This is a genomic window from Nocardioides sp. GCM10023255 (genome assembly GCF_042653125.1).
Classification (GTDB): Bacteria; Actinomycetota; Actinomycetes; order Propionibacteriales; family Nocardioidaceae; genus Nocardioides.
Window position 1 is genome coordinate 212,937 of the sequence record NZ_JBHSHU010000004.1, and the last position, 17,449, is coordinate 230,385.

Here is a 17,449-nt window from a genome sequence, read left to right on the forward strand (position 1 = left end):
GGCCGGACGGGGTACCGGTGGTCCACCACGAGTTCCGGGGGCGTCCCGGGACCGCTGCGTTGGGAGGAACCATGCCCGGAGGAGCCATCGGCTGGATCGTCGTCCTCGTCGTCATCCTGGTGCTGCTCGGCGTCGTCGTCGCCGTCATGATGAACAAGAGGAAGACCGAGCAGCGCCGGGCGCAAGCCGTCCAGCTGCGCACCGACGCCGCAGCCCGGTCCGACGAGATCGCGCAGGCCGACCGCGAGGCCAAGCTGGCCGAGGCCGACGCGGCGGCCGCCCGGGCCGAGGCCGAGCAGGCCGAGCGGCGGGCCGCCGAGGCGCGACAGGGGGTCCGGATGGACCAGGCGATGCAGGAGGACCGGATCCGCGAGGCGCAGCGGATCGACCCCGACGACAAGCGCGTCTGACCACCCGGCCCCGGCGATAGGGTCCGGGGCATGAGCCAGGTCCCGGCGGCGACGCGCACCCTGCGCGTGCTGCGGTTCCTGGCCAGCCAGCCGGACCCGGTGCCGCTGGACCGGATCATGCGGGCCTGCGACCTGCCGCGCAGCACCGCGTACCACCTCCTTCGGGCGATGGTCGACGAGGGCTTCGTGGTGCACCTGCCCGAGGAGCACCGCTTCGGCCTCGGGGTCGCCGCCTTCGAGGTGGGCAGCGGCTACTCCCGACAGGAGCCGTTGCAGCGGATCGCGCGGCGGCCGCTCGCGGCCCTGGTCGACCGCGTCGGCCAGAGCGCGCACCTCGCCGTGCTGCACGGGCGCGACGTCCTCTACGTCGTCGAGGAGCGTGCCCCCGGGCGGCCACCGCTGGTCACCGACGTGGGGGTGCGCCTCCCGGCCCACCTCACGGCCAGCGGTCGCGCCATCCTGGCCGGGCTGCCGCCGGCGCAGGTCCGCGCGCTCTACCCCGGCCCCGCGGCGTTCGTGGACCGGCACGGCCTCGGGCCGCGCACCCTCAGCGCGCTGCGCACGGTCCTCGCCGAGACCCGGCAGCGCGGCTACGCCACCGAGGAGGGCGAGGTCACGCCGGGCCTGGCCAGCGTCGCGGCGGCCGTGCTCGACCACAACGGCCACCCCGTCGCCGGGGTCGCGGTCACCTATCCCGAGGGCGACGCGGCCGCGATCGCCGGGCAGGTGCGTCGTACGGCGGACGCGCTGACCCGCCGCCTCGGCGGCACGCCGGCGACCGCTCCCCCGCGCGCGCAGGAGTGACGTCACGCCGTCCGGCTCGTTGAGGGAGCGAGCCCACGACGGAGGAACGCCCGTGCCCGATCGCAAACGAGGTCCTGTCCGCCGCCTGCTGTGGTCCGGGACTCTGGCCACCGCCCTCGTGGCCACGGCCGTGGCCGTCCCGTCCTACGGGAGCCGCGACGGCAACCTGCTCGCCCGCTACGACGCCACCAAGGTCGCCGCGCTCGAGGCGCTCCCCCACGTCGACCCGCCCGGCACCGCGCCGCACGACCACAACGACCCGGCCACCAAGAACTCGCTGTCGCGCGCCGGTGAGACCGGTGGCGACACCGCGGACCCCACCACCGCCGCCGAGAAGAAGGCCAGCGCCGGCTACGTCGCCACGGAGCGTGCACTGCGCGACCCCCGGTTGACGACCGTGCCGGTGACCGGTCCCCGGCTCCGGCACCCGCAGGACCGCTACGCGCTCGCCGGCGGCTGCTACACGCTCACCCCTGCCGGCGCGCCCCTGTTCTTCAAGGCCACCGACCTCGGCAGCTACCTCCTCTACGACGCCCGACGCCGCTTCGTCAGCGCCGCGGGCGGCACGACCACGCAGCCCGGCCCCGACACCGAGTGGACCGCCCGGATGCGAGCCGGTCGTCTCACCTTCCGCAGCGGCGACACGACACTGCGCCGCGGCGGCAGCACCTCGTTCCGGCCGACCCGGACGGACGGGTGCGCGGCGTACCCCGAGGCCCAGGTGGACGTCTCCGGCGACCCGCACGCCGGCGTCACGCCGTACCAGGAGGTGCGCGGCTACGTCGACGCCCACACCCACGGGATGGCCTTCGAGTTCCTCGGCGGCGACGTCCACTGCGGCAAGCCCTGGGACCGGTACGGCGCGCCGTACGCGCTGAGGGACTGCCCCGACCACGCGGCCGGCACCAGCCCGCTCGAGGCCGTCCTCTCCGGCGAGCCGCACCACGACCCGGTCGGCTGGCCGACGTTCAAGGACTGGCCGGCACCGGAGTCGCTCACCCACGAGGGCACCTACTACCGGTGGCTGGAGCGCTCCTGGCGCGGTGGGCAGCGGATCTTCGTGAACCTGCTGGTCGAGAACAACCAGCTGTGCCAGCTCTACCCGATCAAGCACAACTCCTGCGACGACATGGACTCCATCCGCCTCCAGGCGAAGGACATGTACGAGATGCAGGACTACATCGACGCCCAGTTCGGCGGCCCGGGCAAGGGCTTCTACCGGATCGTGAGGAACCCCTTCCAGGCCCGCAAGGTGATCAACGCCGGGAAGATGGCCGTGATCATGGGCATCGAGACCAGCGTGCCCTTCGGCTGCACCTTCAAGGCGTTGCCCGGCGGCGACCGGCCGGCGGCCGAGTGCACGCCCGAGAACATCGACGAGCAGCTCGACCAGGTGCACCGGATGGGCGTGCGCCAGATGGAGCTGGTCAACAAGTTCGACAACGCCCTGTCCGGCATCGCCGGCGACAACGGCGAGACCGGCGTCGCCGTCAACAGCGCCAACTTCCTGGAGACCGGCAGCTTCTGGGACATGCGGCACTGCGAGCCGGCCGACCCCGAGGCCCACGACAAGAACCAGGTCGCCGCTCCCGAGATCTCCGCGGAGCAGCAGGACGCGCTGTTCGGCGCCATCGGCCAGCTCTACGACACGGCCGACCTGCCGGCCCTCCCCCTCTACGGCCGGCCCGACCACTGCAACGCCCGTGGGCTCACCACGCTCGGTCAGCACACGATCGACGCGCTGGCGGACCGGCACATGATCTTCGACCCCGACCACATGAGCGTCGAGGCCCGCGACTCCGCGCTCGACCAGGTCGAGGCGATGCACTACCCGGGCGTGGTCTCCAGCCACTCCTGGTCCACCCCCGACGCCTACCCGCGGATCTACCGGCTGGGCGGCTTCGTCACGCCGTACGCCGGGGACTCCACCGGCTTCGTGGAGAAGTGGCGCGCCCACGTGGGCTGGGCAGACCGGCGCTACTACTGGGGCATCGGCTACGGCGCCGACATGAACGGCCTCGGCGCCCAGGGCGACCCGCGCGGCAGCGACGTCGCGAACCCGGTGACCTACCCGTTCCGGGGGCTGAACGGCGTCACGGTCCGCCAGCAGCACGCCGGCCGGCGGGTCTACGACATCAACGCCGACGGCGTCGCGCAGTACGGCCTCTACCCGGACTGGATCGAGGACCTGCGCCGGGTGGCCGGCACCGAGCACGCCGGCGACGGGGCCGCGATCGCCGACGACATGGCCCGCGGGGCGGAGGCCTACCTGCAGATGTGGGAGCGGGCCGAGGGCATCGCCCCCGACTCCTGCCGCAACCCCGAGCAGCGGGTGACCGTGCCGCGGGCGCGGGACCTGGTGCGGCCCGGCATGTCGACGCGAGCGGTGATGACGGCCGTCGGGCAGCCCTACGAGCGGCTCGGTGACCACTACACCTTCTGTGCCCGCACGGCGTCCGAGCCGGAGGTGCGCCTGCAGGTGACGTTCGACGAGCGCGGTCGGGTGACGGGGCTGCGGCGGCTGGGCTGAGGCCCTCACCCGTTCGGGTCACCTGCAAGTTCGTGCACCGCAGGTTTGTGCACGGAAGATCTCTTGTCGGGTGGGGAGGGCGCGGGATGGAATCCGCTCACCGGTCCGTCCCACCGGAGCGGTCTCCACCCCCCTCACCCCCAGGAGCTCGTGCATGAAGCCCATGCTGGCTTCTGCCCTCGCGCTGGGCTGCGTCTCCGCAGCCATGGTCACGACGGCAGGAAACTCTCAGGCAGCCCCCTCCACCCAGGACCGTGCCGCGGCGAGCATCAGCGCCGCCCGCACCAACGCCCAGCAGCACGCCGGTGTCGGCGCCGGCCAGGGCCTCGTGGTGCGGGACACGGTGCTGGACGCCGGCGGCGCCAGCCACGTCCGCTTCGAGCGCACCTTCCACGGCCTCGAGGTCGTGGGTGGTGACTTCGTGGTCCACCAGGCCCAGGGCGGGGCGTTCCGCTCAGTCACCGGCCGCACCATGAAGCCGTTCTCGCTGCCCACCACGGCGTCGGTGAAGGCCCGGGAAGCGACCCGGAAGGCCGCCGCCACGGTCGACTTCGGCAAGACCCGGGCGACCCCCGAGCTCGTCGTGCTGGCCGATCACCGCGCCCCCACGCTGGCCTGGCGGGTCGACGTCACGGGCCGCAACGCCGACGGCTCCCCCGCCGGCGAGTACGTCTTCGTCGGCGCCCGCAACGGCAGGGTCCTCGACCACTGGGCCTCCGTCCTCGAGGACACCGGCACCGGCACCGGCATCGTCGACGGCACCGTCTCGCTGCAGACCACGCTGTCGGGTGGGAAGTACACGATGGTCGACGGCACGCGCGGCGGCAACGCGACGTACAACGGCCCGCTGAGCAACAGCTCGACGCCCGTCTTCAGCGACGCCGACAACGTCTGGGGCAACGGCTCCACCAGCGACCCGGCCTCGGCCGGCGTCGACGCCCACTACGGCATCGCGACGACCTGGGACTTCTACAAGAACACCTACGGTCGCAACGGCATCGCCAACGACGGCAAGGGCGCCCGCTCCTTCGTCCACGACGGCGCATACGTCAACGCCTCGTGGAGCGACTCCTGCTTCTGCATGCGGTACGGCGACGGCGACTCGACGACGTACCCGCTGGTGGCCCTCGACGTCGCCGGTCACGAGATGAGCCACGGCGTCACCAGCCGCACCGCCAACCTCACCTACCGGGGCGAGTCCGGCGGCCTGAACGAGGCCAACTCCGACATCTTCGGCACCATGGTCGAGTGGTACGCCAACAACGCCCAGGACGTGCCCGACTACGTCATCGGCGAGGAGATCTACCGCAGCTACAACCCGGCCACCAACTACATCCGTCGGATGGACAAGCCGTCGCTCGACGGGGGTAGCCAGGACTGCTACACGACCCGCACCAAGTCGGTCGACGTCCACTACTCCTCGGGTGTGGCCAACCACTACTTCTACCTGCTGTCCGAGGGCAGCGGCGCGAAGACGATCAACGGCATCGCCTACAACAGCCCGACCTGCAACGGCGTCGCCGTGACCGGGATCGGCCGGGACGCCGCCGCCAAGATCTGGTACCGCGCGCTGACGGTCTACATGACCTCCAGCACCAACTACGCCGGTGCCCGCGTCGCCAACGTCAACGCGGCCACCGACCTGTACGGCGCCGGCTCCACCCAGGTCGCGGCCGTGAAGGCAGCCTGGACGGCCGTCGCGGTGAAGTGACGCGCTGAACCCGCTCGGCGAACGGCGGCCGGTCCTCGGGGACCGGCCGCCGTTCGTCGTTCCGGACCCGGCCGGCGACCACCCGGCGTACACCCGTCCACCGCGAAGTTACCTGCGGGTAGGATCCGTCTCACAGCCTTCGGGGACTGACGTGGGCGAGCCCGCCGCCCTAGGCTCGCGAAACGCGTCCCGAACCGATGACGTTCAGCCGCCTCGACGAGGAGCAGTAGTCCATGCAGATCTTCGCCATCGTTGTCTCACTCGCGATCGCCGCGGTTGGCATCGCCCTGTTCGTCAGGGCCATCCGCGAGATGATCGCGGTGATCAAGGTGGGAACGCCGACCAGCCGCAGCGACAACCCCGGCGGCCGGACCGTCACGCTCCTCAAGGAGTCGCTCGGCCACACCCGGATGCTCCAGTGGACCCTCGTGGGCGCGGCCCACTGGTTCGTCTTCATCGGGTTCGGGCTGCTGTTCTTCACCCTCGTCACGGCGTTCGGCCAGCTCTTCGACGCGCACTTCGCCCTGCCGCTGATCGGCCACTTCTTCCTGTGGGAGTGGGTCTCGGAGATCGTCACCGGGATCATGATCGTGGCGATCATCGGCTTCATCGCCTACCGCGCCAGCAGGCCCAGGGAGCGCGAGCGCGGCCCCCGCGGCCGCCTCTGGGGCTCCACCATGTGGCAGGGCTTCTTCGTCGAGGGCGTCATCCTCGGTGTCGGCCTGTGCATCGTGCTGCTGCGCGGGCTCGAGTACGCCCTGCTCTCGCACGGCGGCGAGCACGCCGACAACGCCTCGGCATTCCACTTCCCGCTGACCTTCTGGCTCGGCGAGGCGTTCTCCGGGATGTCGGTGTCGACCACCGAGAACCTCATCTACCTGATCGCCATGCTCAAGATCGTCATCTCGTTCGCGTGGATGATCACCATCTCGCTGAACCTCACGATGGGCGTGGCCTGGCACCGCTTCCTCGCGTTCTTCAACATCTGGTTCAAGCGCGAGTCCTCCGGCCGCACGGCGCTGGGCGCGGTCAAGCCGCTGACCTCGGCCGGCAAGGCGATCACCCTCGACGACATCGACGACCTCGACGAGGACTCCGTGCTCGGTGTCGGGTCGATCGAGGACTTCAGCTGGAAGGGCATCCTCGACTTCACCTCGTGCACCGAGTGCGGCCGCTGCCAGTCGCAGTGCCCCGCGTGGAACACCGACAAGCCGCTGTCGCCCAAGCTCCTGATCACCGCGCTGCGCGACCACGCGTACGCGAAGGCGCCGTACCTCCAGGCCTCCGAGGAGGACCGTCCGGCGCTGCTCGAGGGCAGCGACACCCTCACCCGGGAGGCCGAGCGGCCGCTGATCGGCGAGACCGGCGACGACTGGTTCTACATGCCGGAGGACGGCTCGGCGGTCATCGACCCCGACGTGCTCTGGTCCTGCACCTCCTGCGGCGCCTGCGTCCAGCAGTGCCCCGTCGACATCGAGCACGTCGACCACATCGTCGACATGCGCCGCTACGCCATCCTCGTGGAGTCCAACTTCCCGGCCGAGCTCAACGGGCTCTTCAAGGGCCTGGAGAACAAGGGCAACCCGTGGAACATGTCGCCGAACGCGCGCATGGACTGGGCCAAGGGCCTCGACTTCGAGGTCAAGGTCGTCGGCGAGAGCATCGAGTCGCTCGACGAGGTCGAGTGGCTGTTCTGGGTCGGCTGCGCCGGCGCCTACGAGGACCGCGCGAAGAAGACCACCCGTGCCGTCGCCGAGCTGCTCGACATGGCCGGCGTCAGCTTCGGCGTGCTGGGCAACGGCGAGACCTGCACCGGTGACCCGGCCCGCCGCGCCGGCAACGAGTTCGTCTTCCAGGGCCTGGCCCAGCAGAACGTCGAGACGCTGAAGGAGGCGAAGGTCAAGAAGGTCGTCTCGACCTGCGCGCACTGCTTCAACACGCTCAAGAACGAGTACAAGGACTTCGGCATCGAGCTCGAGGTCGTGCACCACACGCAGCTGCTCAACCGCCTCGTGCGCGAGGGCCGGCTGACCCCGGTGCGCGACGGCGCCGGCGCCGCCAAGCGCTCCATCACCTACCACGACCCCTGCTACATCGGTCGCCACAACGGCGTCTACACGCCGCCGCGCGAGCTGCTCCAGGTCCTGCCCGGCGCCGAGTTCGTCGAGATGGAGCGCAACTCGGAGCGCTCGTTCTGCTGCGGCGCCGGCGGTGCCCGGATGTGGATGGAGGAGAACCTCGGCGAGCGGATCAACGTCAACCGCACCAAGGAGGCCGTCGGCACCGGCGCGGACCAGATCGCGGTCGGCTGCCCGTTCTGCCGGGTGATGCTCTCCGACGGGCTCACCGCCGAGCAGGCCAAGGGCGAGGCCCGCGAGGAGGTCGAGGTCCTCGACGTCGCGCAGATGCTGCTCGCCTCGGTGAAGGGCGAGAGCGCGACCAAGCTCCAGGCCGGTGCCGGCGCGGCGGCCGGTGCCGGCGCGGCGGCCGGTGCCGGCGCGGCGGCCGGTGCCGGCGCGGCCGGTGCCGGCGCGTCCGCTGCGGCCGAGGCCCGGTCGGTGGAGACCAAGGCCGAGCCCGAGGCCGGGGACGAGACGCAGACCGAGGAGACCGTCACCGCGACCGAGGACGCCGGACCGGCCGCCAAGGCCAGCGGTGGTTCCTCGCTCTTCGACGAGCCCGAGGCCAAGGAGGAGCCGGCGAAGACGGCTGCCCCCGACGCCTCGGTCGAGCAGGAGGCCAAGGCCGCCGCATCCTCCGGAGGGTCGCTCTTCGACCTCGGTGGCGACGAGCCGGAGGCGAAGGCGGAGGCTGCCGGGGCCGAGCCCGAGGCCAAGGCCGCCGAGGCGAAGCCCGCCAAGGCTGCGTCTTCGCAGGCTGCGTCCGAGCCGGACCTGGGCTCGGGTGGCTCGCTCTTCGACCTCGGTGGCGACGAGCCCGAGGCGAGGGCGGAGGCTGCCGAGGCCGAGCCTGCCAAGGCCGAGCCCACGAAGAAGGAGCCCGCGGAGAAGAAGCCGGCGGAGGAGCAGCCGGCAGCCGAGTCGTCGGCGAAGGCCGCTCCGGCCAGCGAGATCCCGTCGGGCGGTTCGCTCTTCGACATCGCGGCCCCGGAGCCCGCCGAGCAGCCCGCGGCGAAGGCCGAGCCCGAGGCGAAGGCCGAGCCTGCACCTGCAACCGAGGACGAGCCGGAGGACAAGGCCGAGGACAAGGCCGCCGCCGAGGCGAAGACCGGCGACGAGCCGAAGGCCGCACAGGCGGCGAGCTCGGCGCCGGCCACCGAGATCCCGTCGAGCGGCTCGCTCTTCGACATCGAGGCCCCGGAGCCGGCTCCTGCGCCCGCCGCGAAGGCGGAGCCCGAGGCCACGGAGCCCGAGGCCACGGAGCCGGAAGCGACGGAGCCGGAGCCGTCGGCTGCGGCCGAGACGGAGGCGCAGCCCGCCGAGGCGGAGCCCGAGCCTGCGGAGCGGCCGAAGGCCACGAAGTCGACCCCGAGCGCGACCCCCGCCACCGAGATCCCCGAGGGCGGCTCACTCTTCGACATCGAGGCTCCCGAGCCGGCCGCTGCGCCCGCCGCCCCGGCGAAGCCCGAGCCTGCAAGCCAGGACGAGCCTGACGCACCGGTCGAGGCCGACGCGACCGAGGCCGAGGCGTCCGAGACCGAGGCGTCCGAGACCGAGGCGTCCGGCGAGGACACCCCGGCCGAGGGGCTCAGCGCCGGCGCCGCCGTCAGCGCGGCTGCCACGGCAGCGGCCAGCTCCGCCGGCGACGAGGAGCCTGCCGAGCCGGAGGCCGACGCCGCTGCCGCGGAGCCGGCCGCAGAGCCGGAGCCGGCTGCGGAGGCCGTCGAGGAGCCGGAGCCTGCCGACGAGCCGGCCGCGAAGGTCACGGAGACGAAGAAGCAGTCCGCTGCGTCCAGCAACGGCGAGGCCCACCAGCCGAAGACCGACGTCGACATCAACGAGTCGGGGTCGCTCTTCGACCTCTGATCCTCGACTCCGCCCGATGGCGGTGATGCCCGGCCACCTGATGGCTGGGGATCACCGCCATCTGGCTTTCTCGGGGTCCTTTCGGTGGCGGTCTTCTCGGCTGCAGTTGCGGCCTTCTCGGCTGCGGTCGGCTCGGTTCAGGTCGGCTCCTGTTGCGGTTCGCTCCCGGCTCTCCGGCTGCTTGGGGTCGCGGTCTTGGCTGGCTACCGGGGAGGTGAGCTTCGGTTGGGGCCGGCTCCCGGGTTTCGGGCCTCGGTCACGTGCGGTTTGGTCCCCAACCGCATCACTTCTCGCGATTTCGATGCGGTCTCTGACCAATCGGCGCGGTCCCATCCGGCCGTCCCGACTGAGCCCCCGACCGCCATCGGCACCGACTCGGAATCCTCGAAACTTTCTTCGCAAATCGTCTCGCCAGGCGAGATATCCCCAGGTCAGGAGCCCGGGACTGTCGGTGCTCTCTGGTTGGGTCGGGACATGGAGCAGCAGCCCACCGACACCACGACCACCCCCGCCGGGGTGGCCGTCGCCGCGGGTGCGCTGCTGGCCCGGCTGGGCGAGGTGCTCTGGGCCGCCAAGACCAGCGACGAGCTGGTCGACGTGGTCGCCGCGCTGGAACAGGTCCGCTGCCAGGTCGCCGCCCTCCAAGCGCCCGCGCTGGCCGAGATCGACGCCCGCGGGGTCGCCCGGACCGAGCTCGCCTGGGCCTCGACCGCGGAGTGGTTCACCCACCTCGCCGGCCTGCACCGCACCGAGGGGCACCGCACCGTCCGCCAGGCCGCCGCCCTGGTGACCGACTACGCGACCACCCACGCCGCCCTGTCGCGTGGCGCGATCTCGCCGGAGCAGGCGTCGGTGATCGTGACCGCCGTCGACAGGCTGCCGCTCGACCCGACCGTCCGCGCCGAGGGCGAGGCCGCCCTGCTGACCGAGGCAGGCCGGCTGAACGCCACCGACCTCACGGTCGTCGGCAGACGCCTCGAGGTGGTCGTCGACCCGGACAGGGCCGAACGCAAGCTCGAGCAGGCCCTCGAGCGGGAGGACCGCGCCGCCCACCACCACCGCTACCTCGCGATCACCGAGGACGGCGCCGGCGGCATCCGCCTGCGCGGCCGCGGCACCGTCGAGGACGCCGCCGTCATCAAGGCCGCCCTCCTCCCCCTCACCAAGCCCGAGCCCGCCCGCACCCACAGTGCCGACGGGAACGGCGCCGACGGGAACGATGCCGACGCCGGTTCCGACTGCGAGGGGCAGAAGGACCCGCGCGACCACGGCGCCCGCCTGTGGGACGCCCTGGTCGAGACCGCCCGGCACGCCCTGACCACCGAGCTGCCACCCGACTGCCACGGCGCCACCCCCCGGATCACGGTCACGGTCAGCCTCGACACCCTCCGCGGACAGGTCGACTGGACCACCCTGGGCGCAGGTGGGGTGACCGATGACGGCCTCCAGCTGACCCCGGCCGTGGTCCGACGCTTGGCCTGCGACGCCGACCTCATCCCCATCGCCCTCGGCACCAGGGGCGAAGTGTTGGACGTCGGCAGAACCCACCGCCTCGTCACCCCGGCCCTCTGGCGAGCCCTCGTGTGCCGCGACCACCACTGCGCCTTCCCCGGCTGCACCCGGCCACCGGTGATGGGCCACGCCCACCACATCACCCCCTGGGCCGACGGCGGCGCAACCAGCCTCGACAACCTCGTCCTGCTGTGCGGCCACCACCACCGGGTCATCCACCACACCCCCTGGCAGGTCCGGATCAGCCAGGCCGACGGCCGCCCCGAGTTCCAGCCACCCCCGAAACCCGGCCACCCGCATCAGGAGTGGATCAGATCCAGACCCAGACGCGAGTAGAGAGACCCATCAAGAACCGAGCACGGCCAGGAATCGACAACACCCACCAGCAGAGAAGGGCGAAGGACGAGGAAGGCGGGCCGAGCGGGCCCGCAGCCGCGAACCGCGCGCAAGGAGCGTAAAAGCGAGGCGCGGCGCCGAAGCGGCGCCCAACCCCAACGGAGGGCGCCGGCGACGCGGCAAGCCAAGCGACGGCGCACGGTCCGCGGCGGAGGGCACGCACGAGCCAGCACCGAGCCACAGCCGGATGAGAAGCCCGGCCACCGCCGGAAGGGCAATGAACACCATCCGAAGCCACAGCAACGAGAAGGGCCCGGCCACCGCCGAGTCATCGACGGCGACCGGGCCCAGATGCCCGCTCAGAGAGTTGCGTCAGTGCGCATCCATGTGCCCCGGACCAGGATCAGCTTCAGCGTCGTCCGGCACGACGACCGGCCGCAGCTTGGCCCAGGTCATGAAGATCGCCGCGGTGACGAGCAGGGCGATGCCCGTCCAGAGGTTGGCATTGACGTCGCCGGTCTTCTCGTCCTGCGGGTCGGCGAAGATGCCGAGCAGGAACAGGATCACGCCGTAGATCCCGAGCAGGCCGCCGATGATGTTGCGGATGTCCAGCAGGCCGGCGGTGTGGCCGCTGCGGGCGGTGGAGTGGGTCGACATGTCGTCCTCCTCAGAAGGCGGCGTTCAGGGCGATGACCATGACCAGCGCGAGCCCGGCCAGCGGCAGGGTCCGGCGGTACCACGGGTACGACGCCTCGTGGGCGTCCACGAGGTCCTCGCGCGGGGTCTCGGAGTAGACCAGGCCCTTGAGCTCGGCGGCGGGCTTCGGCTTGGTGACCAACGAGACGACGATGCTGAGCACGATGTCCACGACGAAGGCCACGCCGGCGGCGAGGAACGCCGCGCCCTGGCCGCCGACCGGGATGACGCCGGTGCTGGCGGAGCCGAAGGCGTCCTTGCTGAGGAACGCGACGGCCACGGCGGAGAGCGTGCCGGAGACCAGGCCCACCCAGCCCGCGGTGGCGGTCATCCGCTTCCAGAACATGCCGAGGATGAACGTCGCGAACAGCGGGGCGTTGAAGAACCCGAAGAGGGTCTGCAGGTAGGTCATGATGTTGCTGAAGTTGGCGGCGATCCCGGCGGTGAAGATCGCGATGACGGTGGCGCCGACGGTGGCGATCCGGCCGACCCGCAGGTAGTAGGTGTCGTCACGCCCCTTGACCAGGTAGTCGCCCCACAGGTCGTAGCTGAAGACCGTGTTGAACGCCGAGATGTTCGCGGCCATGCCGGCCATGAACGCGGCCAGCAGGCCGGCGATGGCGAGCCCGAGCAGGCCGTTGGGGAGCACGTCGCGCATCAGCAGCAGCAACGAGTCGTTGTAGGTGACCCCTTCGCCCGAGGCACCGCCCGGGACGGTGCCACCGGCCTTGACCTTGGCGATCTCGGAGACCAGCACCGCCGCGATCATGCCGGGCAGGATCGTGATGAACGGGATGAACATCTTGGGGAAGGCGCCGATGATCGGCGTCTTGCGCGCCGAGGAGATCGAGTCGGAGGCCATCGCCCGCTGGACCTCGACGAAGTTGGTGGTCCAGTAGCCGAAGGAGAGCACGAAGCCCAGGCCGAAGACGATGCCGATCACCGAGAGCAAGGAGGAGTCGAAGCCGGAGAGCGCCTGACCGGGCCAGGAGTTGAGCTGGTCCGCGGCGGAGGGCGCGCCGCCCTTGCCGGCGGCGTCGGTGAGCTTGTCCTTCAGCCCGTCCCAGCCACCGACCCGGTGCAGCCCGAGCAGCGTCAGCGGCAGCAGGGCCGCGACGATGACGAAGAACTGCAGCACCTCGTTGTAGATCGCGGCCTTGAGCCCGCCGAGGGTGATGTAGGAGAGGACGACGACCGCGGCGACGATGAGCGCGACCCACAGGGGCCAGCCGAGCATCGCGTGCACGATGCTGCCGAGCAGGTAGAGGTTGATGCCCGCGATCAGCAGCTGCGCGATCGCGAAGGACAGCGAGTTGACCAGGTGTGCGCCGGGCCCGAAGCGACGGAGCATGAACTCGGGGACCGAGCGCACCTTCGACCCGTAGTAGAACGGCATCATCACCACGCCCAGGAAGAGCATGGCCGGGATGGCACCCACCCAGAAGTAGTGGACGGTCGGCACCCCGAACTCGGCCCCCGAGGCCGACATGCCCATGATCTCGACGGCTCCGAGGTTGGCGGAGATGAACGCCAGCCCGGTGACCCAGGCGGGCATCGACCGCCCGGACAGGAAGAAGTCGAGGGACTCGGAGACCTGGCGTCCGGCCATCAGGCCGATGCCGACGACGAAGCCGAAGTAGATGACGAGGATGAGGTAGTCGACGGCGTTCGCCTGGATGAGCGTGTCGCTCGCGAGAACCGTGATGCCCGAGTCAGCCAATGCGCTGCCTTCCGTGCGTGTTCGGGGGTGTTGACGCGCCCCACACCGTAGACCCGAGCGGTGGAAGTCGTCCCCCACTGGTACCCCGATCCGTGACGGCTGACACCATCGCGCACCACGTGACGTCATCCGACGTCATTCTGATGTCAGTGGCCCTTGACGTGACGTCATCGTGGTGTCAAAGTGATGCACATGGACATCACGCCGTACATCGACAGCCTCCGTCGGGACCTCGTCGCGGCCGCGGAAGCCGCCGGCCCGGAGACCAGGCAGGCAGCCGAGCGCCTCACCTTCGCCCTCGACCCGGCGGCGCGGCTCGCGCTGATGGAGGCCGTCTCGCAGGCAGCGTCCGAGATCACCGCCGAGATGCCCGACGGTGGCGTGGACGTCCGGCTCAGCGGGCGGGAGCTGGACTTCGTCGTGCACGCGGCTCCCCCGATCCCGCCGGCCCCGCCCACGCCGCCGGCACCCCCCGCCGCCGAGGAGGCCGAGGAGGACGGGACGATCGCCCGGATCACGCTCCGGATGCCCGAGTCGGTCAAGGCCCGCGCCGAGGAGCTCGCCGCCCGGTCCGGCCACTCGCTGAACACCTGGCTGGTCAACATCGTCCGCGCCGCCACCCGCGAGAACGTCGTCGACGTCGACCTCGACCTGTCCAGCATCCCGTTCCTCGGCCACGACCCGTTCGGCGGCAACGCCCCGGGCCGCGGCACCAGGAGGATGACCGGCTGGGTCTGAGCACCCCGCCACCGCCCGCACCAGCCGTCAGCTCCGCCGACGGGACCAGCAACAGGCTGGCCCCGCGGACAGACACACCCTCGAGCAGCACCCACAGCACGTCCGACACCCACAGCACGTCCGACACCAACAGCACGTCCGACACCCACAGGGGAGAACAGCATGTCCGAGTACCACTTCGAGACCCACCGTCCGGTCAGCCTTCTGGTCGAGATCGGCAAGGGCAGCGTCAAGATCCTCGCCGCCGACACCACCGAGTCGTACGTCGAGGTCACCGGCCGCGACGCCGAGTCGGTGCGGGTCGAGCAGACGGGAGACCAGATCAGCGTCGTCGCACCGAAGATCCGCTCCGGCTTCCTGGCCGGGGACGGGCGCCTCGACGTCACCGTCACCGTCCCCACCGACAGCGAGCTCGTGGTGCGGACCGGCAGCGCCGCCATCACGGTCGACGGCGTCGTGAGCACCAGCCAGCTGCGCAGCGGCTCCGGCAACGTCCACGTCGACACCTTCGACGGCCCCTCCGTGGTCGAGACCGGCTCCGGCGACATCCGCATCGACGAGGCGCGCGGCGAGCTGCGCGTGAAGAGCGGCTCGGGCGACGTCAACATCGGCAGCACCGCCGCCAGCACCGCGGTCTCGACGGGGTCCGGCGACGTCGAGCTCGGCACCAGCGCCGGCCCCACGGTCGTGAAGACCGGCTCCGGGGACCTCAAGGTCGTCGACTCCCGCAGCGACGTCTCGCTCACGACCGGAAGCGGGGACCTGCAGGTCAACGCGGCCCGGCGTGGCCGCGTCACCGCCAAGGGCGCCTCCGGCGACGTACGCCTCGGCATCCCCGCAGGCGTGCCGGTGTGGACCGACATCTCCACCGTGTCGGGCGCCATCCGCAGCAACCTCCGTGGCGCCGGCCAGCCGGAGGAGGGCGCCGACCACGTCGAGGTCCGTGCCAAGACCGTCAGCGGCGACATCGTCCTCACCGAGGTCTGAGCCACCCCATCCGCCACCCGCCCACCACCAGCACAGGAGGCCACCATGAGCACCCACTACCTCGTCGAGACCGAGGCCCGTCAGCAGATCGCGGAGCGGATCGCCCGGGCCTCGGCCCCGCGGATGCCGCACGTCCCGCCGCGGCACCGCTTCGCCCGGAGCCTGCGCCGCGTCGCCGACCGGATCGACACCTGACCGGTCACGGACCCATCGCCACCCCCCGGCGCCAGTAGCCCATGAAGGCGACCTGGCGCCGGTCCATGCCCAGCTCGCCCACGAGGGCGCGGCGCAGCGCGGTGACCACTCCGGACTCCCCCGCGATCCAGGCGTAGAGACCGTCGAGACCCGGGCGGCACGGCACTCTCCCGACGCCGACCTCCTGCCCGGACGACGAGTGCGTCGGGGTCTCCCACAGGTCCGTCCCGACCTCGTCGGCCGGCAGGTCGGGGACAGGCTCGGCACCGGCCCCGAGGTGCGTGAGGACGGCCGCCCGCAGCCGCTGCCCCAGGGCCGCCCCCTCGCGGGGCAGCCACACCACGTCCACTCCCGCGGGATGCCGTGGCCGCTGGACGTCGCCGCCGAGCGGCACCTCGAGGAACGCGGCTCCGACCGTGTCGGCGGGCAGGTCCTCCAGGATGCTGCACACGGCTGGGACGGCGGTCTCGTCGGCGGCCAGCAGCAGCACCCGCGCGTCGCCGGGCGCGAACTCGATGCCCCCGAACGGTTCCCCGCGACGGGGCGCCACCACGACCAGCCGGTCGCCCACCTCCGCTCGCGAGGCCCAGGACGACCCCGGCCCGGTGGCCCCCGGCTCGGGGTGGACCACGAAGTCCACGACCAGCCGGGTCGCCGCACCCGAGCCGCGCACGTCCCGGATCGTGTAGGTGCGCAGGTGGCCCCGCTCCTCGACCGGCAGCCCCAGCCACGTGGCGTACCACGACTCGTCCGCGTCACGGAACGACGGCAGCCGGCCGTCGGCCCCGGGGATGACGAGCTTGATCCGCTGGTCCAGCAGCGGGCCGTCCACCCCGAAGTCCGCGAGGGCCGGCCCGCCGAGCTCGACCCGGACGTAGCTGGGTGAGAGCCGCTGCACGGCGACCACCTCGACCTCGTCGAGGATCATCGGCAGCCGGTACGACGCCGTCGCGGTCATGCCCCGCTCCCTGCGGTGGTGGCGGGTCCGCCGTGGTGCCGCCCGAGGGGGACCACCAGCGGCGTGCCTGACACCGGGTCGGTGATCACCCGGCTGCCCAGGCCGAAGACGTCGGCCACCGTGTCCTCGGTGACCACCGCCGCGGGCGCTCCCTCGGCCACGACCCGCCCGTCCCTCATCGCGACCAGGTGGTCGGCGTACCGCGCGCCGAGGTTGAGGTCGTGGAGCACCATCACGACGGTCGTGCCGCGGGCGCGGTTCAGGTCGGTCAGCAGGTCGAGCATCTCGACCTGGTGCGCGACGTCGAGGTACGTCGTGGGCTCGTCGAGCAGCAGCAGGTCGGTGCCCTGGGCCAGCGCCATCGCGACCCAGACCCGCTGCCGCTGCCCACCGGAGAGCTCGTCCACGACGCGGCCGGCCAGGTCCGCGGTCCCGGTCAGGTCGAGCGCCTCGGCGACGGCGCGGTCGTCCGTGCGGGACCACCGGCCGAACGCCCCCTGGTGCGGGCGCCGCCCCCGGCCGACCAGGTCGACGACGGTGACCCCCTCGGGAGCGGTCGGGCTCTGCGGGAGCAGACCGAGCACGCGCGCGACCTCCCGGGTGGGCCTGCGGTGGATGGCCTGCCCGTCGAGCAGCACGGCTCCGGACGCCGGCCGCAGCAGCCGGGCCAGGCCGCGCAGCAGCGTGGACTTGCCGCAGGCGTTGGGGCCGACGATGACGGTGACCCGGTCGTCAGGGACCCGCACGGTGAGGTCCGCGACGACCCGGCGGTCGGCGTACCCCAGCGAGACCCGGTCGGCGACCAGCCGGGCGGTGTCGGCCCCCGGGGCACGGCCGGGAGCCTCGTGGTCCTCGAGGACTGTCAT

The 17,449-nt window shown here is 71.9% G+C and carries 13 protein-coding genes; 9 read left to right on the plus strand and 4 right to left on the minus strand.

Going from position 1 to position 17,449, the window contains the following annotated elements; translation table 11 throughout:
- Positions 1 to 71 precede the first annotated feature (71 nt).
- The 6 genes from ACFO9I_RS08535 to ACFO9I_RS08560 all read left to right on the plus strand — a co-directional run bounded on the left by ACFO9I_RS08535 (position 72) and on the right by ACFO9I_RS08560 (position 11,289).
- Positions 72 to 410 carry a hypothetical protein gene (locus tag ACFO9I_RS08535; RefSeq protein ID WP_379179770.1) on the plus strand — a complete coding sequence of 113 codons (339 nt, stop codon included), beginning with the start codon at positions 72 to 74 and terminating at the stop codon, positions 408 to 410.
- 30 nt (positions 411 to 440) lie between these two features.
- Positions 441 to 1,214, plus strand: coding sequence for an IclR family transcriptional regulator (locus tag ACFO9I_RS08540; RefSeq protein WP_379179772.1), 774 nt, complete (start codon positions 441 to 443; stop codon positions 1,212 to 1,214).
- A 52-nt stretch (positions 1,215 to 1,266) separates the two neighbouring features.
- Entirely contained in the window at positions 1,267 to 3,744 is a 2,478-nt protein-coding gene (locus ACFO9I_RS08545; RefSeq protein ID WP_379179774.1) for a hypothetical protein, read from the plus strand.
- A 154-nt stretch (positions 3,745 to 3,898) separates the two neighbouring features.
- Entirely contained in the window at positions 3,899 to 5,455 is a 1,557-nt protein-coding gene (locus ACFO9I_RS08550; RefSeq protein WP_379179776.1) for a M4 family metallopeptidase, read from the plus strand.
- A 233-nt stretch (positions 5,456 to 5,688) separates the two neighbouring features.
- Positions 5,689 to 9,441: a heterodisulfide reductase-related iron-sulfur binding cluster gene (locus tag ACFO9I_RS08555; protein WP_379179778.1), complete on the plus strand. Its 3,753-nt coding sequence runs from the start codon at positions 5,689 to 5,691 to the stop codon at positions 9,439 to 9,441.
- A 474-nt stretch (positions 9,442 to 9,915) separates the two neighbouring features.
- A complete protein-coding gene (locus tag ACFO9I_RS08560) occupies positions 9,916 to 11,289 on the plus strand; it encodes an HNH endonuclease signature motif containing protein (protein ID WP_379179780.1) in 1,374 nt (457 codons plus the stop codon).
- 372 nt (positions 11,290 to 11,661) lie between these two features.
- On the opposite strand, the gene ACFO9I_RS08565 is transcribed toward ACFO9I_RS08560, so the two are convergent.
- Positions 11,662 to 11,946, minus strand: coding sequence for a hypothetical protein (locus ACFO9I_RS08565; protein WP_379179782.1), 285 nt, complete (start codon positions 11,944 to 11,946; stop codon positions 11,662 to 11,664).
- Positions 11,947 to 11,956: 10 nt separating this feature from the next.
- Positions 11,957 to 13,705: a sodium:solute symporter family protein gene (locus ACFO9I_RS08570; RefSeq protein WP_379179784.1), complete on the minus strand. Its 1,749-nt coding sequence runs from the start codon at positions 13,703 to 13,705 to the stop codon at positions 11,957 to 11,959.
- A 192-nt stretch (positions 13,706 to 13,897) separates the two neighbouring features.
- On the opposite strand from ACFO9I_RS08570, the gene ACFO9I_RS08575 reads away from it, so the two are divergent.
- From ACFO9I_RS08575 to ACFO9I_RS08585, 3 genes are all read left to right on the plus strand, one after another.
- Positions 13,898 to 14,443, plus strand: coding sequence for a pilus assembly protein HicB (locus tag ACFO9I_RS08575; protein ID WP_379179786.1), 546 nt, complete (start codon positions 13,898 to 13,900; stop codon positions 14,441 to 14,443).
- Between the two features lie 162 nt (positions 14,444 to 14,605).
- A complete protein-coding gene (locus ACFO9I_RS08580; protein WP_379179788.1) occupies positions 14,606 to 15,430 on the plus strand; it encodes a DUF4097 family beta strand repeat-containing protein in 825 nt (274 codons plus the stop codon).
- A 45-nt stretch (positions 15,431 to 15,475) separates the two neighbouring features.
- A complete protein-coding gene (locus ACFO9I_RS08585; RefSeq protein ID WP_379179790.1) occupies positions 15,476 to 15,625 on the plus strand; it encodes a hypothetical protein in 150 nt (49 codons plus the stop codon).
- A gap of 4 nt (positions 15,626 to 15,629) precedes the next feature.
- Here the strand turns inward: ACFO9I_RS08585 and ACFO9I_RS08590 are convergent, their stop codons facing one another.
- Together ACFO9I_RS08590 and ACFO9I_RS08595 are read right to left on the minus strand one after the other, a co-directional pair.
- Positions 15,630 to 16,583 carry a siderophore-interacting protein gene (locus tag ACFO9I_RS08590; protein WP_379179792.1) on the minus strand — a complete coding sequence of 318 codons (954 nt, stop codon included), beginning with the start codon at positions 16,581 to 16,583 and terminating at the stop codon, positions 15,630 to 15,632.
- The gene (locus ACFO9I_RS08595) at positions 16,580 to 17,449 is read right to left on the minus strand and encodes an ABC transporter ATP-binding protein (protein WP_379179794.1); all 870 of its coding nucleotides are present in this window, start codon (positions 17,447 to 17,449) and stop codon (positions 16,580 to 16,582) included. The genes ACFO9I_RS08590 and ACFO9I_RS08595 overlap by 4 nt, the downstream gene beginning before the upstream one ends.